This window comes from Streptomyces platensis (assembly GCF_008704855.1).
Classification (GTDB): Bacteria; Actinomycetota; Actinomycetes; order Streptomycetales; family Streptomycetaceae; genus Streptomyces; species Streptomyces platensis.
In genome coordinates, this window is sequence record NZ_CP023691.1 from 2008972 (window position 1) to 2035310 (window position 26339).

General features: G+C 72.0%; 24 protein-coding genes. 7 read left to right on the forward strand and 17 right to left on the reverse strand.

Annotated elements, in window-relative coordinates; all coding sequences use genetic code 11:
* Positions 1 to 42: 42 nt before the first annotated feature.
* Positions 43 to 1236, forward strand: a complete 1194-nt coding sequence (locus CP981_RS08675) for a glycosyltransferase family 39 protein (protein WP_085924253.1) — start codon at positions 43 to 45, stop codon at positions 1234 to 1236.
* A gap of 289 nt (positions 1237 to 1525) precedes the next feature.
* Positions 1526 to 2563 carry a phosphatase PAP2 family protein gene (locus CP981_RS08680; RefSeq protein ID WP_208852914.1) on the forward strand — a complete coding sequence of 346 codons (1038 nt, stop codon included), beginning with the start codon at positions 1526 to 1528 and terminating at the stop codon, positions 2561 to 2563.
* Positions 2564 to 2668: 105 nt separating this feature from the next.
* Here the strand turns inward: CP981_RS08680 and CP981_RS08685 are convergent, their stop codons facing one another.
* Positions 2669 to 2881 carry an I78 family peptidase inhibitor gene (locus CP981_RS08685; protein WP_018087928.1) on the reverse strand — a complete coding sequence of 71 codons (213 nt, stop codon included), beginning with the start codon at positions 2879 to 2881 and terminating at the stop codon, positions 2669 to 2671.
* A 508-nt stretch (positions 2882 to 3389) separates the two neighbouring features.
* On the opposite strand from CP981_RS08685, the gene ctaD reads away from it, so the two are divergent.
* Entirely contained in the window at positions 3390 to 5069 is a 1680-nt protein-coding gene (gene ctaD / locus CP981_RS08690) for an aa3-type cytochrome oxidase subunit I (RefSeq protein WP_085924251.1), read from the forward strand.
* Here the strand turns inward: ctaD and CP981_RS08695 are convergent.
* The 3 genes from CP981_RS08695 to CP981_RS08705 form a co-directional block, all read right to left on the reverse strand.
* A complete protein-coding gene (locus CP981_RS08695) occupies positions 4960 to 5994 on the reverse strand; it encodes a helix-turn-helix transcriptional regulator (RefSeq protein ID WP_085924250.1) in 1035 nt (344 codons plus the stop codon). The genes ctaD and CP981_RS08695 overlap by 110 nt on opposite strands.
* Before the next feature lie 72 nt (positions 5995 to 6066).
* Complete coding sequence (locus CP981_RS08700; protein WP_085924249.1) at positions 6067 to 7044, reverse strand: hypothetical protein; 978 nt, start codon at positions 7042 to 7044, stop codon at positions 6067 to 6069.
* Positions 7041 to 8300: a glycosyltransferase family 4 protein gene (locus tag CP981_RS08705; RefSeq protein WP_085924248.1), complete on the reverse strand. Its 1260-nt coding sequence runs from the start codon at positions 8298 to 8300 to the stop codon at positions 7041 to 7043. The genes CP981_RS08700 and CP981_RS08705 overlap by 4 nt, the downstream gene beginning before the upstream one ends.
* A 310-nt stretch (positions 8301 to 8610) precedes the next feature.
* Here CP981_RS08705 and CP981_RS08710 point away from each other — a divergent pair, with 310 nt between their 5' ends.
* Positions 8611 to 9405: a phytanoyl-CoA dioxygenase family protein gene (locus tag CP981_RS08710; protein ID WP_085924247.1), complete on the forward strand. Its 795-nt coding sequence runs from the start codon at positions 8611 to 8613 to the stop codon at positions 9403 to 9405.
* A 29-nt stretch (positions 9406 to 9434) separates the two neighbouring features.
* Here CP981_RS08710 and CP981_RS08715 read toward each other — a convergent pair whose 3' ends face one another.
* Positions 9435 to 9995: a LysM peptidoglycan-binding domain-containing protein gene (locus CP981_RS08715; RefSeq protein ID WP_085924246.1), complete on the reverse strand. Its 561-nt coding sequence runs from the start codon at positions 9993 to 9995 to the stop codon at positions 9435 to 9437.
* A 284-nt stretch (positions 9996 to 10279) separates the two neighbouring features.
* Here CP981_RS08715 and CP981_RS08720 point away from each other — a divergent pair, with 284 nt between their 5' ends.
* Positions 10280 to 11089 carry a hypothetical protein gene (locus tag CP981_RS08720; protein ID WP_085924245.1) on the forward strand — a complete coding sequence of 270 codons (810 nt, stop codon included), beginning with the start codon at positions 10280 to 10282 and terminating at the stop codon, positions 11087 to 11089.
* A gap of 118 nt (positions 11090 to 11207) precedes the next feature.
* Positions 11208 to 11546: a hypothetical protein gene (locus CP981_RS08725; RefSeq protein ID WP_244329597.1), complete on the forward strand. Its 339-nt coding sequence runs from the start codon at positions 11208 to 11210 to the stop codon at positions 11544 to 11546.
* A 26-nt stretch (positions 11547 to 11572) separates the two neighbouring features.
* Here CP981_RS08725 and der read toward each other — a convergent pair whose 3' ends face one another.
* From der to aroH, 5 genes are all read right to left on the reverse strand, one after another.
* Positions 11573 to 13033 (reverse strand): ribosome biogenesis GTPase Der, encoded by a 1461-nt coding sequence (der, locus tag CP981_RS08730; RefSeq protein ID WP_085924244.1) that lies wholly within the window; start codon positions 13031 to 13033, stop codon positions 11573 to 11575.
* Positions 13034 to 13096: 63 nt separating this feature from the next.
* A complete protein-coding gene (locus CP981_RS08735; protein WP_085924243.1) occupies positions 13097 to 13753 on the reverse strand; it encodes a lysophospholipid acyltransferase family protein in 657 nt (218 codons plus the stop codon).
* Positions 13750 to 14484 (reverse strand): (d)CMP kinase, encoded by a 735-nt coding sequence (cmk, locus tag CP981_RS08740; protein ID WP_085924242.1) that lies wholly within the window; start codon positions 14482 to 14484, stop codon positions 13750 to 13752. Before cmk ends, CP981_RS08735 begins: the two co-directional genes overlap by 4 nt.
* An 86-nt stretch (positions 14485 to 14570) precedes the next feature.
* Positions 14571 to 15656 carry a prephenate dehydrogenase gene (locus CP981_RS08745; protein WP_085924241.1) on the reverse strand — a complete coding sequence of 362 codons (1086 nt, stop codon included), beginning with the start codon at positions 15654 to 15656 and terminating at the stop codon, positions 14571 to 14573.
* Positions 15653 to 16015 (reverse strand): chorismate mutase, encoded by a 363-nt coding sequence (gene aroH, locus CP981_RS08750; protein WP_042157464.1) that lies wholly within the window; start codon positions 16013 to 16015, stop codon positions 15653 to 15655. Before aroH ends, CP981_RS08745 begins: the two co-directional genes overlap by 4 nt.
* Positions 16016 to 16247: 232 nt before the next feature.
* Between aroH and CP981_RS08755 the strand changes: the two genes are divergently transcribed.
* Positions 16248 to 16943: a nucleotidyltransferase domain-containing protein gene (locus CP981_RS08755; protein ID WP_085924240.1), complete on the forward strand. Its 696-nt coding sequence runs from the start codon at positions 16248 to 16250 to the stop codon at positions 16941 to 16943.
* A 527-nt stretch (positions 16944 to 17470) separates the two neighbouring features.
* Here CP981_RS08755 and CP981_RS08760 read toward each other — a convergent pair.
* The 7 genes from CP981_RS08760 to CP981_RS08790 all read right to left on the reverse strand — a co-directional run bounded on the left by CP981_RS08760 (position 17471) and on the right by CP981_RS08790 (position 26281).
* Positions 17471 to 18643, reverse strand: a complete 1173-nt coding sequence (locus tag CP981_RS08760; protein ID WP_085924239.1) for a pseudouridine synthase — start codon at positions 18641 to 18643, stop codon at positions 17471 to 17473.
* Positions 18643 to 19341, reverse strand: a complete 699-nt coding sequence (gene scpB, locus CP981_RS08765; protein ID WP_190141115.1) for an SMC-Scp complex subunit ScpB — start codon at positions 19339 to 19341, stop codon at positions 18643 to 18645. The genes CP981_RS08760 and scpB overlap by 1 nt, the downstream gene beginning before the upstream one ends.
* Positions 19338 to 20486 (reverse strand): segregation and condensation protein A, encoded by a 1149-nt coding sequence (locus CP981_RS08770; protein ID WP_085924238.1) that lies wholly within the window; start codon positions 20484 to 20486, stop codon positions 19338 to 19340. The genes scpB and CP981_RS08770 overlap by 4 nt, the downstream gene beginning before the upstream one ends.
* A gap of 210 nt (positions 20487 to 20696) precedes the next feature.
* Positions 20697 to 21362, reverse strand: a complete 666-nt coding sequence (locus CP981_RS08775) for a hypothetical protein (RefSeq protein WP_425282114.1) — start codon at positions 21360 to 21362, stop codon at positions 20697 to 20699.
* Positions 21347 to 22363: a ParA family protein gene (locus CP981_RS08780; protein WP_018087947.1), complete on the reverse strand. Its 1017-nt coding sequence runs from the start codon at positions 22361 to 22363 to the stop codon at positions 21347 to 21349. Before CP981_RS08780 ends, CP981_RS08775 begins: the two co-directional genes overlap by 16 nt.
* A gap of 489 nt (positions 22364 to 22852) precedes the next feature.
* On the reverse strand, positions 22853 to 23968 hold the full coding sequence (gene ald / locus CP981_RS08785) for an alanine dehydrogenase (RefSeq protein ID WP_042157652.1): 1116 nt from the start codon (positions 23966 to 23968) through the stop codon (positions 22853 to 22855).
* A gap of 168 nt (positions 23969 to 24136) precedes the next feature.
* Positions 24137 to 26281: a tetratricopeptide repeat protein gene (locus tag CP981_RS08790; RefSeq protein WP_085924236.1), complete on the reverse strand. Its 2145-nt coding sequence runs from the start codon at positions 26279 to 26281 to the stop codon at positions 24137 to 24139.
* Positions 26282 to 26339: the final 58 nt, after the last annotated feature.

Consider the following 26339-nt stretch of genomic DNA (forward strand, 5'->3'; position numbering starts at 1 on the left):
GCCGTCGGCAGTCGTTCTTCGGCCACCTGGATAATCGTCCCGATGAACGATCTTGCCTCCGCCGCCGTTCCCGGCCGGACCCCGTACGACGGATCCGTCGTACGGGCCGCGCTGCGCCGGGCCGCGCCCGCGCTGCTGGCGTACGCGGCGATCCGGCTGCTGGGCATCGTGGCCCTCGCCCTCTGGTCGGCGGCCGACGGCAAGAACTGGCACACCCTGCTGGCCGCCCGCTGGGACGCGCTCTGGTACACCCGGGTCGCCGAGCAGGGCTACGGCTACACCGTCACGCTGCCCACCGGCGAGGTGCACTCCAACCTGGCCTTCTTCCCGCTGTTCCCCTGGCTGGAGCGCGGCCTGTCGGCACTCACGACGCTGTCGCCCGCCGACGCCGGGCTGTTGGTGGCCTGGCTGGCTTCGCTGGGTGCGGCCTGGGCGCTGTACACGACCGGAGAGCGGCTGCACGGGCCGCGGGCCGGGGTCGCGCTCGCGGCGCTGTGGGCCGCGCTGCCGGTCGGGATCGTGCAGTCGATGGCGTACTCGGAGGCGCTGTTCACCGCGCTCGCGGCCTGGAGTCTGTACGCCGTGCTCACGGAGCGCTGGGTGTGGGCGGGGGTGCTGTCCTCGCTGGCCGGGCTGACCCGGCCGGTGGGCGCGGCGGTGGTGGTGGCCGTGTGGCTCACCGCGGCGGTGACGCTGTGGCGGGAGCGGGCCGGCGGGGCACGGCTGCGCACGGCGCCGCTCCGGCACCCGGGGATGCTGCCCGGTGTGCTGCTCGCACCGCTCGGCTGGTGTGGCTACTTCCTGTGGGTCGGGGCGCGGCAGGGCTCGTTCACCGGCTATCTCGACGTCCAGGAAGGCTGGGGCAACGGCTTCGACGGGGGGATCGCGTTCGGCTCCTTCGTCCGGCACCAGCTGTCGGGGCCGGCGTTCGCGGCCGGACTCGCACTGGTCGTCGGCGTCGGACTGGTGATCTGGCTCCACGTGCACGGGGTGCGGCAGGGGCAGCCGCTGCCGCTGGCGGTCTACGGCGGGGCGGTGCTGGTGCTCGCGCTGACCGCCAAGGGCTACTTCGGGTCCAAGCCCCGGCTGATGATGCCGGCCTACCCGCTGCTGCTGCCCCTGGCGGTGGCGCTCGCGCGAAGACGCCCGGTGTGGACCTGGCTGGTCGTCGGGGTGACGGCGGTGGGCTCCGCGGTCTACGGGGCGTTCTGGCTGAACGGTTCGGGCCCGCCATGACCTCCCGTCGACACTCCGCGTAATCGATCGAGTCCGCTCCGTGAGCACTGCCGGCGAGGGAACGTCACGCTACCCATGAGCGAATAGCCGATAAACTCCGGAGGGGAAAAGAAGATAAGGCGCTCAGGGTGACGACACGCGCATGCGCGGAGCCGATGGAAAATCGCCGGGAATTCCCTTCCAAATCCCTGCGGCCAAGCCTCGATTGAGACACATTCCACATCACATCGTCATTACAAAGCGCACAGTTTGACCAAGCACCTACATCACACGCGGTAACGTCGATTGAGTGCGTACCGATGACAAGCTCGACCAGATGGAGGAGCGCCCCACCGATCGCGTTCGACCGCCCAGCATGACCCCGACCCGCATGTGGCTGTTCTGGGGCACCCTGGCGGTCTATTTCGCGATCGTGGCCGGGGTGCTGGCCACTTCATGGCTGGTCACGTTCGACTGGCAGGTCATGTTCTTCCGGCCCTACAAGCAGTGGCCGGAGATCCATGCCTTCCTCGACTACTTCGTGGTGCTGGGGCAGCGCGGACCGACCGCGGTGGCGGTGGCCGCCTGGCTGGGCTGGCGCTGCTGGCGGCAGCGCAACCTCCACCCGCTGCTGGTGCTCGGCGCCTCACTGCTGCTGCTGAACATCACCGTGGGCGCCGCCAAGCTCGGCATGGGCCGGCTCGGCCCGCACTACGCGACCGTGGTGGGCGCCAACGAGATGTGGCTCGACGGCGACATATTCCCCTCGGGTCACACCGCGAACGCCGTGGTCACCTGGGGCGTGCTGGCCTACCTGGCGACCACCTCGCTGCGCCGCCGCACGCTGTCGGTGATCGCCGCGCTGGGCGCGCTGGGCGTCGGCATGACCACCGTCTACCTCGGGACCCACTGGGTCAGCGATGTGCTGCTCGGCTGGGCCGCGGGGCTGCTGGTGCTGCTGGCGATGCCCTGGCTGGAGCCGGCGATCACCTGGTTCGAGGACCGTCTCATGGGCATCCTGCTGCGGCTGTGGCTGCGGCTGCGCCCCGATTCACTGCGTGGCCCGCTGCCGGCCGGCGCGCTGGCCCCGGGAGTCTCCCGGCAGCGCCTCGCCTCCGACGGCGAGGTCCTCGTACGCGAGACGATCTCCGCCGGGACGGGCGGCCGCTCGGCCACCGGACACACCCCGGACGGCTGGCCGCACCACCCGTCGCGCCCGTATTCCATCCGCTCGGAGCGCACGCCGGCCACCCCGGCGGGCAGCCGGCGGCCGCCGCACGCGGACCGCGTCCCGCGCACCTCGCCGCTGAGCCCGACGTCCGGGCGCGGCCGCAACGGGAGCGGCTGACCGCCCCACCAGCCGCGGGGCCGGTACGCACACACCCTCAACCCCGCACCGAAGGCCCCGGCCGCTCCCAGGAGCGGCCGGGGCCTTCGTCGTCGACAGCTGCGGTCAGCCCTGCCAGGTGCGGTGCACCTCGCCGTCCTTGACCTCGAAGTTGAGCCGGCCGGCCAGGTACTCCATCGTGATGATCGCGCCCGGCGGCAGCGAGCGGACCGTGGTCCAGCCGCGCGCTCTCGCCTGCTCCTCGGCGTCCTGCTGCGCGAGACCGACATACGCCTCGATGTCGTCCTGGGGGTTGTCGGGGAGGTTCGGTACGTCCATGACAGCCACCGTAGGCGCCCGCGACGGCCCGTGGAAGGCCCGCCCCCGCATGCCCCGGTGACTTCCCGGTCCGGCATTGGTCACACTTGTGTCACAGCGAACGTGCGCGCGTTCGCCGGAACTTCCGTCACCCGTACGCGCCGCGTGACGGCGCAACCGGGTGGAAAATTAATCGGCCGCAATTCCGCCTTGATCGAAGACGGAACGGACCCGTTCGGTCCGGTCAACGCGACACGCCGTCCGAAAACAATCCCCTGTCAGTTCCGGATTCGCATTACCCGACGCTCTTTATCGGCCGACCGGAAATTGGCCAACGAGACACACTCCACACACATTTTCCGCACATCGCCCATCACCTCGCTTACCGGGCCCCGCGCTCTCCCGGCCCCGCCGTCCACCGCCCGCCGGATGCCACCGGAACGGACCGGAGCGCCCTCTCGCCCTGCGTCCCCCGCGCGAGCATCATGTGCCGGGCCCCAGTCCACCTTCGACGAACGAGGTGCAGCGGATGGTTACGGACGCCGACCGGGCGCACATCCGGCCCCCCGAGGCGCGGCACCCCGGCTCGGTGCTGGTGGACTGGCTGACCACCACCGACCACAAGAAGATCGGGCACCTCTACCTGATCACCGCGTTCGGGTTCTTCCTGGTGGGCGGTCTGCTGGCGATGGTGATGCGCGCCGAGCTGGCCCGTCCCGGGCTCCAGATCATCGACGCCGAGCAGTTCAACCAGGCGGTGACCATGCACGGCACGATCATGCTGCTGCTGTTCGCCACCCCCGCGTTCGCCGGTTTCGCGAACGAGATCATGCCGCTTCAGATCGGCTCGCCCGATGTGGCCTTCCCGCGGCTGAACATGCTCTCGTACTGGCTGTTCCTCTTCGGCGGGCTGATCGTGCTGGGCAGCTTCCTCACGCCGTACGGCGGCCCGGCCTTCGGGTGGACGGCCTACGCCCCGCTCAACTCGATGGTCCGCTCCCCCGGCATCGGCGCCGATATGTGGATCATGGGGCTGGCGCTCGCCGGATTCGGCACGATCCTCGGTGCCGTCAACTTCATCACCACGATCATCGTGCTGCGGGCGCCCGGCATGACGATGTTCCGGATGCCGGTGTTCACCTGGAACGTGCTCTTCACGTCGATCCTGGTGCTGATGGCCTTCCCCGTGCTGGCGGCCGCGCTGCTGGTGCTGGAGGCGGACCGGCAGTTCGGGGCGGTGGTCTTCGACGCGCAGTGGGGCGGGGCGCTGCTGTGGCAGCACCTGTTCTGGTTCTTCGGCCATCCCGAGGTCTACATCATCGCGCTGCCGTTCTTCGGCATCATCACGGAGATCATCCCGGTCTTCTCCCGCAAGCCGATCTTCGGCTACGTCATGCTGATCGGCGCGACGATGGCCATCACGGCGCTGTCGGTGATGGTCTGGGCGCACCATATGTTCGTGACCGGGGCGGTGCTGCTGCCGTTCTTCTCCATCATGTCGTTCCTGATCGCGGCGCCGACCGGGGTGAAGTTCTTCAACTGGATCGGCACCATGTGGCACGGCTCGGTGTCCTTCGAGACGCCGATGCTCTGGTCGATCGGGTTCCTGGTGAGCTTTCTGTTCGGCGGGCTGACCGGCGTCATCCTGGCCTCACCGCCGATGGACTTCCACGTCACCGACTCGTACTTCGTCGTCGGCCACTTCCACTACGTCGTCTTCGGGACGGTCGTCTTCGCCACCTACGCGGGCTTCTACTTCTGGTGGCCGAAATTCACCGGCAAGATGCTCGACGAGCGCCTGGGAAAGATCCATTTCTGGACGCTGTTCACCGGCTTCCACACCACCTTCCTCGTCCAGCACTGGCTGGGCGTGGAGGGCATGCCCCGACGGTACGCCGACTACCTGGCCGCCGACGGCTTCACGGCCCTGAACACCTTCTCCACCATCGGCTCCTTCCTGCTCGGGCTGTCCACGCTGCCCTTCCTCTACAACGTCTGGAAGACCACCCACCACGGCGTCAGGATCACCATGGACGACCCGTGGGGCTTCGGCCGGTCCCTGGAGTGGGCGACCTCCTCACCGCCGCCCCGGCACAACTTCACGACCCTGCCGAGGATCCGCTCCGAGTCCCCGGCGTTCGATCTGCACCACCCGGAGGTGGGGAAGCAGCCGGTGGCGGTACCAGCGCCCGGTCCAGCCGGTCCCTGACCTCCCGTACCTTGCCGAGCAGCTCCGGCGGCTCCCGGACCTCGAAGTCGAAGCCGGTCAGCACGATGTGCAGCACCATCAGGTCGAGGCTGTGCGCCCCGGTGCGCAGCAGACAGTGCTGCTCGTCGACCGCTTCGAGCACTCCGGCCGCCGGGCTGATGCGCGCCGCGGCCTGCTCCAGCGAGGCATGCAGCAGCACGGTGGCCCGGGTCGCGTAGGCCCTGGTGGAGATGCCCTGGGAGACATATGCGGCGAGGTCCTCGGCCGGTGGCGTACGGGGGTCGAAACGCGGGCCGTGCGGCGGGGTGGGGGTGATCCGGTCGGCACGGTAGGTGCGCCAGTCGTCGCGGTCCACGTCCCAGGCGACGAGGTACCAGTGGCGCCGGGCGCAGACCAGGCGGAGCGGTTCCACGGTGCGGCGGGAGGCCCTGCCGTCATGGGTGGTGTAGTCGAAGCGGAGCCGCCGGCTGTCCCGGCAGGCGTGCGCGAGCTCGGTGAGGGTGTGCGGATCCACCCGGGGGCCGCCCGCGTCGAGGATCGGCACGGTGAAGGCGGTCAGCGCCCCGACCCGGCGCCGCAGCCGGTGCGGCAGCACCTGCTCCAGCTTCGCCAGCGCCCGTACGGAGGCCTCCTCGATGCCGTCGACACCACCGGCCGCGGCGGTGCGCAGCCCGACCGCGACCGCCACCGCCTCGTCGTCGTCCAGCAGCAGCGGCGGGAGTTCGGCGCCCGCGCCGAGCCGGTAGCCGCCGGCCGTCCCCGGCGCGGAGTGGACGGGGTAGCCCAGCTCGCGCAGCCGGTCGATGTCCCGGCGCACCGTGCGCGGGGTGACATCGAGCCGGTCGGCGAGCTCCGCGCCGGACCACTCCCGGTGGGCCTGTAGCAGGGAGAGCAGACGGAGCAGACGTGCCGAGGTCTCCAACATGGCCCGAGTTTCGCAGCCCTTGCGGACAGCTGCGGTCCTCGATATCGGACCGGGACCGCAGCCGGTGCCCCGTCAGTCCTCGGCCGGCCCGGCGACCCGTAGGGCCAGGTCGTTGTCGAGCGTGTAATACGGGCCGATCCTGAGCTCGCCCGCGGCGGCCGGCACCGGCAGCGCCGGGTAGCTGAACACCTGCTTCTTGTCGGCGACATCGTCCAGGAGGCGGGCGATCCGCACCGACCGGGCGCCGTCGGCGAGGCGCAGCCACAGGTCCCACGGCTCGCTGCCGTGCTGCCACCGGCCGGCCAGCTCCGCGTAGGGCAGCGTGAAGGTGAAGTCCGCGCCCTCGACGGTCAGCGGGACGGTCACCGTGGCCGGTGCCGTCTCCGGGGACTTCGGATTGCGGCGCGCACGGGCCTCCGCACGGGCGCCGGCGGCCGGGACGGCACCGTAGAGCCGGCCGGAGACCGTCATGCCGTCGGGTGCGACAAGAATGTCACCGGCTTCGGCGTGCGGGCCGCGCAGCCAGCTGCGCAGCGCGAGGTTGCCGAACTTCGTCGCGTACGGGATGCGCACACCGAGCCGGCCGATGCCCGCCAGCGGCCGGCGGTCCACCAGCGACCGCAGATCGTTGACGCCGGGCAGCAGGCGCCGGGGGTCCTGGCCGTCGCCGAGGTCGGCGTAGGCGTTCCAGCGGCCCTCGGCGAGCGCGACGGTGCTGGGCAGAACGGCGCGCAGCCGTCCGGCGCCGTTCGGCCCGAGCGGCAGCCGTACCTCGTCGTCCGCGCCGTCGCCGCCGCGCAGCCGCAGGACCAGCGCCGCGCTCCAGGTGGTGTGGGTGTCCTGAGGGGCGTTCAGGTCGAAGGTGAGGCCGCCCGCGGAGTCCGCGATGCAGTCGGCCCGCAGCTCCACCGGAGCCGCTTCGCCGCCCCGCTCGCCCGGCCGCTCGGGCCTCTCCGGTCTGGAGCTCGCCGGAGCCATGGGTTCCTGATCGATGGCGGAGGACTCCTTCGTCTCGTGTCCGGTCACGGTCAACTGGCTCGGCGCCGTCATACCGTCCGCACCCCTCTCAGCGCGGCGCGGGCCGCATCCTTGGTGGCGTAAGCGCCGCTGAGCAGGGCTCCGCGGGCGCGATGCAGGCTGCTGTGCCATCGGCGCTCGCGCCTGCGGGCGAGCAGCTCCCCGAAGAGCGCCTCATAGCGCCCGGCGACCGTGGCGGGATCGAAGCGCGCCGACGAGGCCAGCGCGGCCACCCCCATCCGCTTGCGGGCGGCGTCGTCGTTGATCAGCGTCAGCAGCGAGCCGGCCAGCGCCTCGGGATTGCCGACCGGCACCAGCTTGCCGTCCACCCCGTCGTCGATGATCTCGCCCGGCCCGTGCGGGCAGTTGGTGGCGACGACCGGCAGACCGCAGCGCATGGCCTCGACGATGGTCATCCCGAAGGACTCCAGGCTGGAGGAGACCGCGGCGATCGAGCCCTTGGCCCACTCCGGCTCCAGAGGGTTGGCCGGGCCCATCAGGAAGACGTGGTTGTACAGGCCGAGTTCGTCGATCAGGGCGCGCAGCGTGGCCTTCTCGGCGCCGCCGCCGTAGATCCGCAGCCGCCAGTCGGGCCGCTCGGCGGCGACCTGGGCGAAGGCCCGTATGAGCACGTCATAGCGCTTGACGCGGGCGAGCCGGCCGGCCGCGACGACCCACTTGCCGCTGCCGTCGGCAGGCGCGAGAGCGGGCGCCGGCACGCTGTTGGGCACCGCCTCGACACGCACACCGGGCAGCCGCAGCGTCCGGCGGTAGGCGTCGGCATCGGCCTCGGTGACGGTGGTGACCGCGTCGAGGCGTGGATAGGCACCGCGCAGCGCCAGCTTGAGCGCCCGGTTGTGGGTGTCCAGGGTGAGGTGCTCCTGGCCTATCCGCACCGGGCCGCGGCGCGCCTGCCTGGCGATGTGCACATTGAGGCCGGGCCGGGTGCCGACCAGCACGTCCGCCTCCGTCCGGCGCAGATGCTGGGCGATCCGGCGGTCGGTGAGCTCGCTGTACTGGTCGTAGCGGCCCTCGGCGGCGGGGAAGACCCTGGCGGGACGGGCGTGCTCGGGATCGGCGCCGTCATGGCCCGGACTGCTCTCCCTGAGGTCCACGAGATGCCGCAGCGCGACCCGGGGACCCAGGTCGAAGACCGGGTCGTCGCGGTGCCGCAGCACGGACACGATCTCGACGTCATGCCGTTCGGCGAGCGTCCGGGCCAGATTGAACGTGGTCCGGATCGTCCCCCCGATCCCGTAGGCATTGTGAATCAGGAATGAGATGTGCATCCGTCCCCGTGTCCCCTGGTCTTCCGGTCCTGCCTGGTCTCCCCCGGGGCCGCTTCGCACTCCCCTCCTGATGGCGCGAGGCGGCCCCCTGCTCTAGGGAAGGACCGCGAAACGGGGATCCCGGTTGGGCCTTTCGCCAACTTGTTCCAGAAGAGTTAGTTCATCGGTAATCACTTCATGGAACCCCTGGGCCGCAAATCCCCTCCGCCCCGCGGGAGCCGGAGACGTCCGCTGACCACCGCGCACCCGCCCGGCGGCGCCCGCGGAAAATCGCTGGCCGGCCGCCCCTCCCCCGCGTCACGCTGACCCCATGAATGAACCGACCCTCGATGACACCGCCTTGTCCGCCTTCGTGGAGCAGGGCTTTCTCCGTGTGGAGGGCGCGTTCGCACCCGAGGTCGCGGCCGAGTGCCGGGAGATCATGTGGCGGGACATCCCGGGTGAGCCCGGCGATCCGGCGACATGGAAGGACCCCGTCGTACGGCTCGGCTTCTACGGGCAGGAACCCTTCCGGGCCGCCGTCAATGCGCCCCGGCTGCGCGCCGCGTACGACGCGCTCGCCGGAAAGGAGCGCTGGGCACCGCGCGGTGACCTCGGCACGTTCCCGGTGCGGTTCCGCAGCGACGACGAACCGGGCGACGACGGCTGGCACATCGACGCGAGCTTCCCGGGCGACGACCCCGCCGACTTCCTGTCCTACCGGGTGAACGCCGCGTCCAGGGGCCGCTGGCTGCTGATGCTGTTCCTGATGTCCGACGTGGGCGACGACGACGCGCCGACCCGCATCCGCGTCGGCTCCCATCTGGACGTCGCCGCGCTCCTCGGACCGGAGGGCGAGGCCGGGCTGTCCTTCATGGACCTCGCCGGGCGCGCGGTGCCCGCCACCGAGCACCGGCCGCTCGCCCTGGCCACCGGGCGCGCCGGTGACGTCTACCTTTGTCACCCGTTCCTCGTGCACGCCGCGCAGCCGCACCGGGGCACCCGGCCCCGTTTCATGGCCCAGCCGCCGCTGCTCCCCAGGCCGGGTGCGGACCCCCGCATCGAACGGCCCGACGGGGACTACTCACCGGTGGAGGTCGCCATTCGCCGCGGTCTCGGACACTGACGCCGATGGTCCGGCCGTTCAGGGCCCTCCTAGGGGAGCCGCAGCCGGGTGCCGATCGACAGCCGGTTCGGGTTCTGGCCGATGGCCGACCGGTTGGCCTCGTACAGCGCCTGCCAGCCGCCCTTCACCCGGTACTTGCGGGCGATCTCGCCGAGCGTCTCCCCGCGCCGTACGACATGGGTCCGGCTCTTGGCGGTCAGCCCGTAGCGCCGGGCGCACTCCGGCCAGGCGCCCCAGCCCTGGGCGGCCTGGACCCTCTTCGCGATCTCGATCTGCTCCTCACGGGAGGCGAGGTCGGCCCGCCGCGCGAAGGCCAGGCCGCCGAAATCCTCCCAGGTGGGCTGGTGGAACTGGAGCCCGCCGTAGAAGGAGTTACCGGTGTTGATGTGCCAGTCACCGCTGCTCTCGCACTCGGCGAGGCAGCCCCATGGCCACTGGTCACCGGCGCAGGCGTGCGAGGCCTTGCCGGGGCCGTCCGGCCCGTCGGCGGCGGCGCCCCCGGGCAGGCCCAGGACCAGGGCAGCGGCCGCCGCGGTGAGCAGCCCGACGGATCCCACGAGGCGCCGTGGCGCCGAAGAGTTGTCCGACATAGCCGGTGACGGTAAGCAGCCCTCCGGCGCCGGCCAGCGTGCCACGCCCTCGGCGTCCCGGTCCCACCCGGTCCGGCGTACGGAACGCCGCCGACTGCGCCAAGTTCTGCGCAAGAGTTGGCGTTAAGTGACCGCTTGTGGGACGGCTTTCCGTGATTTTCCGCTGTGCGGCGATTGGTTCGATTCTGTTCCCGTCCTCGCGTGACTCCGGCCGCAGGTCACCCGTTGTGCTTGTACGAGCCGGGAGACCACCCGGCAGACGCACAGAGATCGAGGAGCCACCCGTGCCGCGCATGCTCGACGTCAGCGACGACGTTCGCGCCGAGATCGGCGACGAAGAAGCCGACCGCCTGCTGGCCGGTGGCGACGCCCCCGGCAGCTATGACTGCACCTCCTGCCGGACCCCGGGAGACAGCGACCAGGAGCGCACCAGCACCGTCCTGTTCGTGGGCGAGGAGACCGCGGTGCTCGCGTTCGCCCATGCCACCTGCATCCCCTCGCAGGTCGTCCCGGTCTCGGAGGAGCAGCTCCAGGGAGCCGTGCGCTCCATCACCGGAGAGGACGCCGCCCCCCGCACGCCCGGCTCGCAGCCGTCCCCGGCCGTCCCGGTTCCCACCGCGCCCCGCCAGGCGACCCTCGGGATCACCTGCGGTCTGGTGCTCGTCGAGGCCGACCTGCGCCCGGCCCTGGTGGTCGAGCCCGACGGTCCGATCGCCCGTCCCGGCTCGGCCGGCCCGGACGACGACTTCCTGCCGCTGCTCCTGGAGCAGGGCTTCCACCCGGTGACGGACATGAACCAGCTCCCCGGCCCGAACCCGGGCTGGTCCGCGCTGTTGGCCATGGGCAAGCTGCACGCCGTCCTCCAGCCGGGCAACTCCGGCCAGCAGTCCGCCTGGTGGCAGGCCCACCAGCCGCTGGCCGTCTCGGACGGCTGGCGCGCCGCGGCCAACAAGGCGCAGTCCGTGGTGCTGTACGCCGCGCCCGCCGGCACCATCGGCCACCAGCCCCGCGAGGACCTGATGCGGCAGGCGCTGGAGGACGCCGCGGCGAAGGGCGCCCTGGTCGCCGCGGAGATCCCGCTGGCCGGCACCTGACATTCCCGTGGTCCCGATCGCGGGGGCAGGACCGCCGATCCGGCCGGTCATGCCCTCGCGATCAGCCATTTCCACAGGAAAGCCGCATCCCGCGGCCATCGGGGTCGTTGGCACATACGTGCACGCATACGACCCCTCCGTTCCCGCCCAGTACACCCACCCGATCCCCGGCATGCGCCCGTCGCGCGAACACGGGACGACGCACACCGCGGATCACGGCTCGGCCACACCGATCTATGACGCGCTGTACGCCGAGTACCGCCGCAGCTTCCGGGCGCTGCCCGGGGACCGTACGGACGAGCCGGAGCTGCCGGAGGCGCTGCGCGGAAGCTGGAGCCGTACGCCGGGCTCCGCGGGCCACTGGGAGGTCGTGAGCCGGCAGCCCTACCACCCCCGGGGGCAGGGCCCGGCGGCGCTGCCACCGGCACAGCGGGACTCCCGGCCGCGCGGACACTGAGCCGTCCGCACGGCCGGAGACCGCCGCTACTTCTTCTTGCTGCGCTTCTCGCGCACCCGCACGGAGATGTGGATCGGCGTCCCGTCGAAGCTGAACTCCTCCCGCAGCCGCCGCTCGACGAAGCGGCGGTAGCCCGCCTCCAGGAAGCCGGAGGCGAAGAGGACGAAGCGCGGCGGCTTGGTGCCCGCCTGGGTGCCGAAGAGGATGCGGGGCTGCTTGCCGCCACGGATCGGGTGCGGGTGGGAGGCGACGATCTCGCCGAGGAAGGCGTTCAGCCGCCCGGTGGGGATCCGGGTCTCCCAGCCGGCCAGCGCGGTCTCGATCGCCGGAACCAGCTTCTCCATGTGCCGGCCGGTGCGCGCGGAGACGTTCACCCGCATCGCCCAGGGGATCTGCACGAGGTCCCGCTCGATCTCCCGCTCCAGGTAGAAGCGGCGCTCCTCGTCGAGGGTGTCCCACTTGTTGTAGGCGATGACCAGGGCGCGTCCGGCCTCCACGGCCATCGTGATGATGCGCTGGTCCTGGACGCTGATGGACTCGGACGCGTCGATCAGGACGACGGCGACCTCGGCCTTCTCGACGGCCGCCGCGGTGCGCAGCGAGGCGTAGTAGTCGGCGCCTTCCTGGAGGTGCACCCGGCGGCGGATACCGGCGGTGTCCACGAACTTCCAGGTCTTGCCGGCCAGTTCGATCAGCTCGTCGACCGGGTCGCGGGTGGTGCCGGCCTGCTCGTTGACGACCACCCGCTCCTCGCCGGCGACCTTGTTCAGCAGCGACGACTTGCCGACGTTCGGGCGGCCGATCAGCGCGATCCGGCGGGGCCCGCCGAGGGCCGTGCCGAAGGTCTGCGCGGGGGCCTCGGGCAGCGCGTCCAGCGCGGCGTCGAGCATGTCGCCGGTGCCCCGGCCGTGCAGCGCGGAGATCGGGTGCGGCTCGCCGAGGCCCAGCGACCACAGCATCGCGGCGTCGGCCTCCCCGGACGGGCCGTCGACCTTGTTGGCGACCAGGACGACGGGCTTGCCGGAGCGGCGCAGCAGCTTGACGACGGCCTCGTCGGTGTCGGTCGCGCCGACCTTGGCGTCGACGACGAAGACGACCGCGTCCGCGGCCTCGATGGCGAACTCGGCCTGCATCGCCACGGAGGCGTCGATGCCGAGGACGTCCTGCTCCCAGCCGCCGGTGTCGACGACCTTGAAACGGCGGCCGTTCCAGTCGGCCTCGTAGGTGACACGGTCGCGGGTGACGCCCGGCTTGTCCTCGACGACCGCTTCCCGGCGGCCGATGATGCGGTTCACCAGGGTCGACTTGCCGACGTTGGGGCGGCCGACGACGGCGAGGACGGGCAGCGGACCATGGCCGGCCGCGGCGATGTCACCCTCGACCTCCTCAAGATCGAAGCCCTCCTCCGCGGCGAGCTCCATGAACTCCGCGTACTCGGCGTCGCCAAGCGCACCGTGCTCGTCGCCGGTAGGGGTCTGGTCGTTCATGAAGTCCGTTCCTCGTTCATCATCGGTGGGCCGCTCGTCCGCGGCCCACTACTCAAGTGTGGTTCAGCGCCCGGTCAGGCGCCTGGCCTCCGCCAGGTGGGCGGTCAGCCGCTCCTGGATCCGTACGGTCGCCTCGTCGAGCGCCTTACGGGTGCGCCGGCCGCTGCCGTCGCCCGCCTCGAAGGCATCGCCGAAAACGACATCGACGCGAGAGCGCAGCGCCGGTACGGCCGACGACAGCCGGCTGTGCCGGTCCTTGCCGCCGAGCACCGCCACCGGCACGACCGGGGCCCCGGAGCGCACCGCGAAGTACGCCAGGCCCGCCCGCAGGGAGGCGAAGTCGCCCTCGCCCCGGGTGCCTTCGGGGAAGATCCCCAGCACGCCGCCGTCCGTCAGCACCCCGAGAGCGTCGGTGATCGCCTTGCGGTCGGTGGTGTCGCGGTCCACCTTCAGCTGCCCGATGCCCCGCAGGAACGGGTCCAGCGGGCCGACGAAGGCTTCCTTCTTGATCAGGAAGTGCACCGGCCGCGGCGCGGTGCCCATCAGCATCGGGCCGTCGATACCGTGCGAATGGTTGACGGCGAGGATCACCGGGCCGGCCGACGGCACCCGCCAGGCGCCCAGCACCCGCGGCCGCCACAGCCCGTACATCAGGCCGATGCCGATCCGGCGGCCGACCGCGGCGCCCGCCGCGCTCGGCGCCCTGCCGCTGTCGGTCACCGGGCGGCCCGCCCTGCCTTTTCGGCGCCGGCGCCCTCGATGAGAGTGACCACACACTCGATGACCTGCTCCAGGGTCAGCTCGGTGGTGTCCACCTCGACGGCGTCGTCCGCCTTGGCCAGCGGGGAGGTCTTGCGGCCGGAGTCGGCGGCGTCGCGCTTGATCAGCGCCTCGCGGGTGGCGGCCAGGTCTCCGGCCTCCTTGCCCTTGAGCTCGCCGCTGCGGCGGGCCGCCCGCGCCTCGGGGGAGGCGGTGAGGAAGACCTTGAGGTCGGCGTCGGGCAGGACGGTGATGCCGATGTCCCGGCCCTCGACGACGATGCCGAGCGGCGCCTCCGCGGCGATGCTGCGCTGGAGGTCGGTGATCAGGGTCCGCACCTCGGGGACGGCGCTGACCGCGCTGACCGCGGCGGTGACCTCCTGGGTGCGGATCGGGCCCGCGGCGTCCAGGCCGTCGACGGTGATGGTCGGGGCGGCCGGGTCGGTGCCGGAGACGATCACGGGCTTGGCGGCGGCGTCGGCCACCGCGATCGCGTCATTGACGTCGATGCCGTTGTTCAGCATCCACCAGGTGATCGCGCGGTACTGGGCACCGGTGTCGAGGTAGCCGAGGCCCAGCTTGGCGGCGACGGCCTTGGACGTGCTGGACTTGCCCGTGCCTGCGGGGCCGTCGATGGCGACAATCACTGCTGCCGGGGCGGTCCGAGCGGCGGTTTCCACGGTGACGAACACCTTTCTTGTACACGGGGCGGGGGTCCAAGGGCCATAAGGGCCTCGGACAAGGTTACTGGCTCACCCGCACCGCCCCGTCCACGGTGTCACTGCCGGATCGACCAGCCCCGCTCCCGCAGCTCCGCGGTGAGCACCGGCACCGCCTGCGGCTCGACCATGAGCTGGATGAAGCCCGCCTGCTGGCCGGTGGCGTGCTCGATGCGGACGTCCTCGATATTGACCCCGGCCCGGCCGGCGTCGGCGAAGATCCGGGCCAGCTCACCGGGCTGGTCGCCGATGTAGACGGCGACGATCTCGTAGGTGGCCGGGGCGGCGCCGTGCTTGCCCGGCACCCGCTCCCGCCCCGCGTTGCCGCGGCGCAGCACGTCCTCGATGCCGCCGGCACCGCTGCCGCGCTTGTCCTCGTCGGCGGACTCCAGGGCGCGCAGGGAACGCACCGTCTCGTCGAGATCGGCGGCGATCTCGGACAGCACATCGGCGACCGGGCCCGGGTTCGCCGACAGGATGTCGATCCACATCGCCGGGTCGGAGGCCGCGATCCGCGTCACATCCCGGATGCCCTGGCCGCAGAGGCGTACGGCGGTCTCGTCGGCGCCCTTGAGGCGGGCGGCGACGAGGCTGGAGAGCAGCTGCGGGGTGTGCGAGACGAGGGCGACCGCGCGGTCGTGCGCATCCGCGTCCATCACCACCGGGACGGCCCGGCACAGCGCGACCAGCTCCAGCGCGAGATTGAGCACCTCGGTGTCGCCGTCACGGGTCGGGGTCAGCACCCAGGGGCGGCCCTCGAAGAGGTCGGCGGTGGCGGCCAGCGGGCCGGAGCGCTCCTTGCCCGCCATCGGGTGCGTGCCGAGGTAGCCGGCCAGATCGCGACCCATCGCCTCCAGCTCACGGCGCGGGCCGCCCTTGACGCTGGCGACATCGATGTAGGCACGGGCCGCCCCGCGCCGCATCGCGTCCGCCAGCGCCGTCGCGACATGGGCCGGCGGCACGGCCACGATGGCCAGATCGACCGGCCCCGGCGGCGCCTCGGCGGTGCCCGCACCGAGCGCGGCAGCCGTCAGGGCCTGGGCCTGGTCATGGTCCTCCAGGAACACCTGCACACCCCGCGCGTTGAGCGCGAGCGCGGCCGAGGTGCCGATCAGGCCCGTGCCGATGACGAGTGCGGTCCTCACTGCGCGATGTCCTTCCGCAGCGCCCCGGCCGCGCCGAGGTAGACATGGGCGATCCCGGCCCGGGACAGATCGGTCTCGACATGGGCCAGCACCCGCACCACGCGCTCCATGGCACCGGTGATGTCCAGCTCCTGGGCACAGATCAGCGGGACGTCCGTGATGCCCAGGGCCCGCGCGGCGGCGGCCGGGAAATCGCTGTGCAGATCGGGGGTGGCGGTGAACCACACACTGATCAGGTCGTCCGCGCGCAGCTCGTTGCGCTCCAGAATGGCGGTGAGCAGCGCGCCGACCTGCTCCTGCATGTGCTCCGCGTCGTCCCGCTCCAGCTGGACGGCCCCGCGGACCGCTCGTACCGCCACGTCACTGCTCCCCTGCGTTATGTGCCGCGTCACGCACCTGTGCGCGCACTGATCAGCGTAACCAGCCGCACGGACAATCCGTACGGCGGCGGCAGGACCGGCGGCGCGGGAGAGCGGTCCGCGCGCCCCGCGACCGCCCGTGCACCGACGGTGGCCGAGCCCTCAACCGGCCGGTAAACGGGCCGCCGAAACCTGGTGACACCGCCCCCTCCCGCCAGCGACAATCGCCGCCATGTCCGAAGCCGCCGCAGATCACTCCCTGGTCACCGAGCACACCGTCTACGCCTGTGTGATGGGCTCGCGCGCCTTCGGCCTGGCCACGGAGACCAGCGACACCGACCGCCGCGGAGTGTTTCTCGCCCCCACCCCGCTCTTCTGGGGCTTCGAGAAGCCGCCGACCCATGTGGAGGGACCGCGCCAGGAGGAGTTCTCCTGGGAGCTGGAACGGTTCTGCCAGCTGGCGCTGCGCGCCAACCCCACCGTCCTGGAATGCCTGCACTCCCCGCTCGTGGAGCGGATCGACGCCACCGGCCGGGAACTGCTCACACTGCGCGAGGCGTTCCTGTCCCGGCAGGTCCACCGCACCTTCGCCGGCTACGCCGGCGGGCAGCTCAAACAACTGCGCGCCGACGTACGGCAGCACGGCGCGCCCCGCTGGAAACACGCCATGCACCTGCTGCGGATACTGGCCTGCTCCCGCGATCTGCTCCGCACGGGCGAGCTCACCCTCGACGTCGGCCCGGACCGGGACCATCTGCTGGCGGTCCGCCGCGGCGAGATCCCGTGGAACACGGTGGAACGCCGGATGGCCCGCCTCTCCGAAGAGGCCGAAGCGGCGGTCTCCGGCTCCCCCCTACCAGCCACCCCGGACCGGGCCCGGGTGGCCGACTTTCTGTACCGGGCCCGGCGCGTTTCTGCGCTTGCTTGACGGCCCACGTTTTTGGCTTTCCCGCCGTGGTGGTTGCTCGCCGTTTGTGGCCCGCTTCGCGGTGCCCCCGCCGTTGCGCCTGCGGCGGGCGGGGTCCGCTGCGCGGGGCTGTGGGTGCGGTGACGGACCTCCGGGGCCGGTGTGTGGGACTGCTTCGCTTTACGTCCCACACACCGGCCCCTCCGGCCCGTCCCCTCCCGTGGGGGGGGAGAGAGTGACGGCGGGTGGGGGCGGGCCACCCATGCCCATGGCCTGTGATCAACGAGCCGCACCGGACCACCTACGGGTCCACCCACCAAGGTTTTCCCACCCCTCAACGGGAGGGGACGGGTCGGAGCGGGTGGGGGTTTCCGGACGTAAAGCGAAGCAGTCCGGAAACCCCCACCCGCGCAGACCCGTCACCGCACCCCAACAGCCCCGCGCAGAGGCAACGCCCGCCGCAGGCGCAACGGCGAGGGCACCGCGAAGCGGGCCACAAACGGCGAGGTCCCACACGGCGGGACGGCCGAAAACGTGGGAAGCAAGAGCTAAAGCTCGACCTCTCGCATCAGCATGCCGACCTCCGTGTTCGTCATGCGGCGGAGCCAGCCTGACTTCTGGTCGCCGAGGGCGATGGGGCCGAAGCTGGTGCGGACGAGCTTGTCGACCGGGAAGCCGGCCTCGGAGAGCATCCGGCGCACGATGTGCTTGCGGCCTTCGTGGAGGGTGACCTCGACGAGGTAGTTCTTGCCGGTGTTCTCCACGACGCGGAAGTGGTCCGCGCGGGCGTAGCCGTCCTCCAGCTGGATGCCGTCCTTGAGCTGCTTGCCCAGGTCGCGCGGGAGCGGGCCCTGGATGGCGGCCAGGTAGGTCTTCTTGACGCCGTAGCGCGGGTGCGTGAGGCGGTGGGCCAGCTCACCGTGGTTGGTGAGCAGGATGATGCCCTCGGTCTCGGTGTCGAGGCGGCCGACGTGGAAGAGCCGGGTCTCGCGGTTGGTGACGTAGTCACCGAGGCACTGGCGGCCGTCGGGGTCCTCCATGGTGGAGACGACGCCGGCCGGCTTGTTCAGTGCGAAGAAGAGGTAGGACTGGGTGGCGACCGTCAGGCCGTCGACCTTGATCTCGTCCTTCTCCGGGTCGACCCGGACGCCCTGCTCCATGACGATCTGGCCGTTGACCTCGACCCGCGCCTGGTCGATCAGCTCCTCGCAGGCCCGGCGCGAGCCCATCCCGGCCCTGGCCAGCACCTTCTGGAGTCGCTCGCCGTCCTCGTCCCCGAACGTCTTGGGGGTCTTGATCTGCGGCTTGTTGTGGCGGGCGCGGTTGCGCTCCTCTACCTGGGCGTCGTACTCACGGGGCCGCGCGGGCGCCTGGCCACGGCCGCGCTGCGGGCCGCCCTTGGGTCCGCCCTTGGCACCGGGGCCGGACTTGGCGCCGGTACGGGGGCCGCCCTTGGCGCCGCCACGGGCCGCCGCGCCCCGGCTGCCCGTGCTCTTGGGACCGCCGCTCTTGGGACCGCCGCCCTTGGCGCCGCCGCGCTCGTCCTTGCCGCCCGGGCCGCCGGTTCCGCCCACGTCGTAGCGGCGCTCCTCGGGGCGGGGACGGCCGGCCCGCTGCTGCTTGTCGTCCCTCTTTCCTCCTGCCTTCGGCTGGGAGGTGCCCCCACCCGCGCCGCGGTAGTTGCCCCGCCCGCTGTCGTTGTTCCTGCCGCTGCTTCGCATCAATGATCCGTCTGAGAGTCGCCGCTGTCGTCTACGTCGAACGACGGGATACCTTCCGGGGAATCGCCCTCGACCGCGTCCGCCTCCGGGAGGAACGGTGCGAGCTCAGGGAGCTCGTCGAGGCCGCGCAGGCCCATCCGCTCCAGAAAGTAATTCGTCGTCCTGTACAGGATCGCACCTGTTTCAGGTTCCGTCCCCGCCTCCTCCACCAGGCCGCGCTGGAGGAGCGTGCGCATCACACCGTCACAGTTCACGCCGCGTACGGCCGAGACACGGGAACGGCTGACCGGCTGACGGTACGCGACCACGGCCAGAGTCTCCAAAGCTGCCTGGGTGAGCCGGGCCTGCTGCCCGTCCAGGACGAAGCTCTCCACCGCGTCCGCGTACGCGGCACGGGAGTAGAAGCGCCAGCCCCCGGCCACCAGGCGCAGATCGAAACCGCGCCCTTGGCGGGTGTAGTCGTCGGACAGTTCGCGCAGCGCCAGCGCGACCGCACGGCGGGGCCGCTGCAACACCCTGGCCAGGTGTTCCTCGGTCGCGGGCTCGTCGACGACCATGAGGACGGCCTCCAGCGCGGGCTTCAGCTCCAGCCCGTCGACGCCCAGCGCCCCGGCCGGCGCCCCGGGCCGCTCCCCCGGGGTGCCGCCCGTACCGGTCTCCGTGATGTCGTACGCCTCGCCACCGGCCGCGCCGCTCATGCCCGCTCCTGTCCTGCTCGCTCTGCCCGCGCCGCCTCGGCGGCGCGCTGTGCCGGTTCCTGGTCGAACTCGTCGGTGACCACCGGCTCGGCCCCCTCCGCGCCCGTCCAGCGGACCGTCAGCGCCCCCAGGGCCTCCTCCTGGTCCAGGACCACCACCCGCTCCCGGTAGAGCTCCAGCAGGGCCAGGAAGCGCGCCACGACGGTGAGGGTGTCCGGTGCGTCCGCGCACAGCTCCTGGAAGCTGCGCTCGCCCGCCTCCCGCAGCCGCGCCATCACCACCTCGGCCTGCTCCCGCACGCTCACCAGCGGAGCGTGGATGTGGTCGACATAGACCTGTGGCCGCGCCTTGGGCTGCATCGCCTTCACCGCGAGCTCGGCGAAGCCCTCCGCCCCGGTGCTGATCACGACCTCGGGCAGCAGCTCGGCCAGCTGCGGCTCCAGGCCGACCGTACGCGGATGGCAGCGGGCCTCGTCCGCCAGCCGGCCGCTGAAGATGTCTGCGATCCGTTTGTAGGCGCGGTACTGGAGCAACCGGGCGAAGAGCAGATCACGGGCCTCCAGGAGCGCGAGGTCCGCCTCGTCCTCCACTTCGGCCGCGGGCAGCAGCCGGGCCGCCTTCAGATCCAGCAGCGTCGCCGCCACGACCAGGAACTCCGTGGTCTGGTCCAGGTCCCAGTCCGGCCCCATGGCACGGATGTGCGCCATGAACTCATCGGTCACCTTCGACAGCGCGACCTCGGTGACGTCCAGCTTGTGCTTCGAGATCAACTGGAGGAGAAGATCGAAGGGGCCCTCGAAGTTGTCGAGGTGGAGGGTGAAGCGACCGTCGGAGTTCTCGGCGCTCTCGGCGCTCTGGGGGTTCTCGCCGCTTTCGCCGCTCTCGACGTGCCCGGCCTGCTCGCCGTTCTCGGGCGCAGCCTCGGTGGGAGCACTACTGGGGACGGCCGCGGGTTCCTCCCGGGCGGCGGTCGCCTCCGCCACACCGGAAACCTCCGGCATCTCAGCTGCCGGGGACTCGTCCGGCACCGCCCCGGGCACCTCCGGCGCCACCGCCTCCCCCGGTGACGCCGGCCCCGCGCCCGCCCCGCGGCCGAGGGGTCTGCGGGTGCGGGGCGCGGGGGATTCGTCGTTGGTCGTCGGCATCGCGGTCCATGGTGCTGCGGTCCCGTGCCGGGGCGACGGGCTGGTCACGGGCGGGAGACCCCGCCGAGGAGGCAGGCTATCCCGGCCCACCCGGCGTGACGTTTCCGCACCGCGGCGGCGGGGCGGGAATTCTCGGCCGTCCTCTGCGGGCGGCCACGACGGCGGCCACAACGGTGCCGACCGGCACGCACGGACCGCGGGAAGCGGGCGTCAGCGGCCCCGCAGCCGCCGCACCAGGATGCTGGCGTCGCCCCGCGACTCCAGGTCGGCGAGGACGACGGCGACCGCCTCGCGGACGATCCGGCCGCGGTCCACGGCGAGGCCGTGCTCGCCGCGCAGCACCAGCCGCGCATGTTCGAGGTCCATGAGCTCCTCGGCGGAGACATAGACGGTGATCTTCTCGTCGTGCCGTTCCCGGCCGCTGGGGCGGCGGTTGGCGCCGCGGGAGCCGCCGCGGCGGCGGCCCTGGCCACCGGTCTGCCCGGTCGCGGCGTCCGGCTCGGAACCGGTCTGGCCGCCATTGGCCGCCTTGGCCCGGTGGCCCTTGGCGGTCTCGCCGGCCGTCTCGCGGCCGCTGTGCTCGGCCGGCGGGCCGACGGCGGGCACCCGGGGCGGGGTGGCCGGTCCGCCGTCACCGGCCGTCGCCGCCGGGGTGTCCGAGCCGCCGGCCCCGGGCCGACGCTGCCGTACCGCGGTGGCCGCCTCCGGCCCGTCCGCCGCCGGATCGGGCTCGCCGGCCGGTGCGGGCACCCGGGGCGCCTCGCTGCCGGCCGGGGAGCCGTTCGCCGAGCGGCGGGGGCTGGAGGGCTGTAGCCCCCCTCCCCCCGTGGTACGGAACAGTTCGTCGGCTCCCGGCAGACTCACTCGGCGTGACACCGGGCGAGCACCTCCCTGGCGAGCTGACGATAGGCGGCGGCACCAACGGAGTTGGAGGCGTACGTGGTGATCGGCTCACCGGCGACCGTGGTCTCCGGGAAGCGGACCGTACGGCCGATGACGGTGTGGTAGACGTGGTCGTCGAAGGCCTCGACGACCCGCGCCAGGACCTCACGGCTGTGCACGGTGCGGGAGTCGTACATCGTCGCCAGGATGCCGTCCAGCTCCAGCTCGGGGTTGAGCCGCTCCTGGACCTTCTCGATCGTCTCGGTGAGCAGCGCGACACCGCGCAGCGCGAAGAACTCGCACTCCAGCGGCACGATGACCTTGTGAGCCGCCGTCAGGGCGTTGACGGTGAGCAGGCCGAGGGAGGGCTGGCAGTCGATGACGATGTAGTCGTAGTCGGCCAGCAGCGGCTTCAGGGCACGCTGGAGCGTCGACTCGCGCGCGACCTCGCTGACCAACTGCACCTCTGCCGCTGACAAATCGATATTGCTGGGCAGCAGGTCCATGTTGGGGACCGCGGTCTTCAGCAGCACCTCGTCGGCCGACATGCCCCGCTCCATGAGCAGGTTGTAGACCGTCAGGTCGAGCTCCATCGGGTTGACGCCGAGTCCGACCGAGAGGGCGCCCTGCGGGTCGAAGTCGACGAGCAGCACCCGTCGTCCGTATTCGGCGAGTGCGGCGCCCAGGTTGATGGTCGAGGTGGTCTTGCCGACCCCGCCCTTCTGGTTGCACATCGCGATGATTTTGGCGGGGCCGTGGTCCGACAGTGGTCCCGGGATGGGGAAATAAGGGAGCGGGCGTCCGGTCGGGCCGACGCGTTCGCGGCGCTGGCGCGCGGCGTCCGGCGCAAGCGTCGCGGCGTATTCGGGGTCCGGCTCGTACTCCGCGTCCGGATCGTAGAAGTGCCCCTCGGGCAGGTCGTCGTAGTCGGCGAGACGGGCGGGTTCTCCACTGCCCCGGTCGCCGGCCATGGCGTTCACGTGATGGCCGTCCATGCTCTGGTGGGCTGTCGTGGAAATACTCTGATGGGCTGCGTAGGTATGGACCGCAACGGAGCCGACAGCCTCGCGCCCCGAGGGACCCTGGTCCCGTGCAACCACTCCTGGTTGACCGCCTCCGGGAGTAAATGTCGACTCATTCACAAGTCGTCTTACCTCCTTGGACGTGACCAGGAAACTTTATCGATAGGTCAGCGTGGCACCATGCCGACGGTTGGCGACTCTATGGCGTGTCGGGCGTCCGCAGCAACACAATCCACCGGACCCGGCACGATGTGTCGGTAACCGGACCCCCCGATGTCAAGGGCGCAAGCGGTATCGGACCGATGTTTCAGGGGTGCGCGAATCGGTTAAAGGGTTACGTTCGCGGCGAGTTGAGTGCCGGCGACCCGGAGGGCGGCGCGCCGCGGGTCGCACACGCGACCGGCCGGGCCTTGTCGACAAGGCCCGGCCGGTGGTACGGCGTTGACGTCCGCGGTTGACGTCTTAGCCGAGGAGGGTGCGCAGTTCGACGTGCTCCAGGCCGTGCGCCTCGGCGACGGGGCCGTAGACGACCTTGCCGTCGTGCGTGTTCAGGCCCTTGGCCAGCGCCGGGTCACGGCGCAGCGCCTCGACCCAGCCGCGGTTCGCCAGCTCCACGATGTAGGGCAGCGTGGCGTTGGTGAGCGCGTGGGTGGAGGTGTTCGGCACCGCGCCGGGCATGTTGGCGACGCAGTAGAAGACCGAGTTGTGGACCGGGAAGGTCGGCTCGGCGTGCGTGGTGGGACGCGAGTCCTCGAAGCAGCCGCCCTGGTCGATCGCGATGTCGACAAGAACACTTCCGGGCTTCATCTTGGCGACGAGCTCGTTGGTGACCAGCTTCGGCGCCTTGGCACCGGGGATCAGGACGGCACCGACGACGAGGTCGGCGTCGACGACGGCCTTCTCCAGCTCGTAGGCGTTGGAGACGATCGTCTGCACCTTGGTGCCGAAGATCTTGTCGGCCTCGCGGAGCTTGTTGATGTCCTTGTCGAGCAGGGTGACGTGGAAGCCGAGGCCCACGGCGATCTGCAGCGCGTTCCAGCCGGAGACGCCACCGCCGATGATGACGGCCTTGCCCGCGTGGACACCGGGGACGCCACCGGGCAGCACGCCGCGGCCGCCGGCCTGGCGCATCAGGTGGTAGGCGCCGACCTGCGGGGCGATACGGCCCGCGACCTCGGACATCGGGGCGAGCAGCGGCAGCTGGCGGCCGGCCGTCTCGACGGTCTCGTAGGCGATGGCGGTGGTGCCGGACTCCAGCAGGGCGTCCGTGCACTCCTTGGAAGCGGCCAGGTGCAGGTAGGTGAAGAGCGTCTGGTCCTTGCGGAGGCGGTGGTACTCCTCCGCGATCGGCTCCTTGACCTTCAGCAGCAGGTCAGCGGTGCCCCAGACCTCATCGGCGGTGTCCAGGATGGACGCGCCGGCGGAGACGTACTCCTCGTTCGTGATGGACGAGCCGAGACCGGCGTCCTTCTCGATGAAGACCTGGTGGCCGTGGCGGACGAGCTCGTGGACTCCGGCGGGCGTGATGGCCACACGGAACTCGTTGTTCTTGACCTCGCGGGGGATGCCGACCTTCACGTCGATCACGGTCCTTGCTAGAGAGGGTGCAGGAGGAATTATCCCCTCATGCCTTGCATGACGGAACTGGCCGCGCCGAACGCGGTCCAGCCAGTCTATTGAAGGAGCTCCTCTTGTCTAGCCTTGCAAAGCATTAATTCTCGCGAGAAGCACTACCGATTTCGTAGGTCACTCGGGATGATCTCCAAGGAGTCGCTCTCCAGCGGCGCGATGGAGCCGTGCCGCGGCCGGATCTCCGAGCCGGTCGAGGGTGTCCGCAATCCGCAGCTGAAGGGCCGCCTCCAGTCGTCCGTCGCCCGCTTTCCGGGCGGTGTCCAGGGCTTCGAGGCAGGTCCGCAGGGCATCCTCGGGCCGCCCGGCGTACTCCTGAACCCGGGCCATCTCACCGGTCGCCCGCGCCTGGCCGGCCACGTCGCCGAGCCTGCGGCAGGCCCCGACGGCGGCCCCCCACGCCTTGAGCGCCTCGCCCCACCGGCCCGCCTGGCTGAGCGCGCCGCCGATCCGGCCGTGCAGCCGCGCCGCGTCCGCGCCCTCCCCCCGGGCGAGCCGCAGCTCCAGGGCCCGGCCGTACCAGTCGGCGGCCCGCTGCCAGTCGCCCAGCTCGGTGTACGCGCCGCCCAGCGACTCCAGCGCCCGGCCGGTGGCCATCGGGTCCTTCACCGAGCGGGCCGCCTCCAGGGCACCCCGGTAGCGGGTGGCCGCCTGTGCGGTCCGTCCCGCCTGGCCGTCCAGGTCCCCGAGGTTCAGGAGGGCGGCGGCCCGCTCGCGCGCCAGCCCGCGCCGCTCGGCGACCCGCAGGACGAGCCCGTGCAGCGCGTAAAGGTCCGGCGCGGCGGCCTCGGCGCCCTGGTGAGCCAGCAGCGTCCGGGTCAGCGCGGCCATCAACCGCCGGTCCAGGGTGTCGAGTTCACCGTCCGCGACAGCGATCCGGGCGGCGTCGAGCAGGGCGCCGCGGCGGCTGCGCAGCCAGTGCGCGGCGGCGGCCCGGGAGCCGAAGCGCAGCGAACGCGGCAGTCCCGCGGTCTTCTGCCGGGCGGGGGAATCGGCCGGCTCGCCCATCGCCCGGCAGGACTGGAGCAGCCGTACGGTCCGCTCCAGCATCCGGGCGCGGGCCAGCTGGACGTCGGCCGGGCGCTCGTGCTCGGTCAGCAGATCGCGCACCAGCGGGCCGAGGCAGCCGGGAAGGCGGTACGGGAGATACAGGGCGGCGTCGGGCGCCCGGGCGCCGGGGACCTCGTCGTCCTCCGCGGTGGCCGGCCGCAGCAGCCCGAGCGCGGCGAATTCGCCCAGCGTCGTGGCGGCCACCGCCACCGAGCAGCCGGCCAGCGCGGAGGCGATGTGCGCGTCCACCAGGCCGCCCGGCGCCAGGGTGATCAGCCGCAGCATCCGGGCGGCGGGCGCCGGCAGCGCGTCGTGGGCGAGGCGGAAGGCGCGGAACAGCGGCCGGGCGCCGGTGGGCAGGTCCGGCGGCAGCGGGACGGCGTGCAGCGCCTGGCACAGATCGGCGACCGAGGACATCGGGCGGGCGGCGAGCCAGGCACCGGCCAGCACCAGGGCGGCCGGCTGGCCGCCGCACTCCTCCACGACGCGGTCGGCGGTCCGCGGGTCGACGGTGATCCGGGTCGGCCCGGCGTACCGGCTGAGAACGGCGACCCCGGCCGCGCTGTCCAGGCCGCCCAGGGCACACGGCCGGACGTCCGGAATGCCGGTCAGCGGCCCCTGCGAGACCACCACGACCAGGCAGTCCGGGGCGTCCGGGAGCAGCGGTTCGACCTGGTCGGCGCCCGGTGCGTCGTCCAGGAAGAGCAGCGCCCGGCGCCCGGCGAGCGCCTCGCGCAGCCGCTCGGTCAGCTCGTCCTCGGGAGCGCCGGGCGGGGCGCCGGTGCCGAGCGCGGCCAGCAGTTCCCGTGCGGTGTGGCCGGTGTCGGCCGGTTCGCCGCCCGGCCCGGTCAGGGTGGCCCGCAGCACCCCGTCGGGGTGGTCGCCGGCCAGTTCCCGCAGCAGCTCCTCGGCCAGGGCCGTACGGCCGGAACCGGGGCGTCCGGCGATCAGCAGTACCCGGCTGCGGGCGCCCTTGCGGCCGGAGAGGGTGTCCAGGCCGGCGCGGGCGATATCGGCGTGCAGCTCCTTGAGCTCGCGGCGCCGCCCGGTGAAGCCACTCGGGGCAGGGGCGGCGGCGGTCGCGGGAACGGTGGGGCGGGCGGCGGCACCGTCCTGGCGGGGCGCCGCGCCGCGCGGTCCGGGCGCTGTCGTGGCAGACGCTCTCGCCGCCTCCGGCGGGAGGTGCCCCCCGCCCACCGCCTGGTCCGTCACCGGCTCACGCTCCCGTCCACCTGCGCGTACGAATCCGCCGCCGGGGCGGACGCTGCCG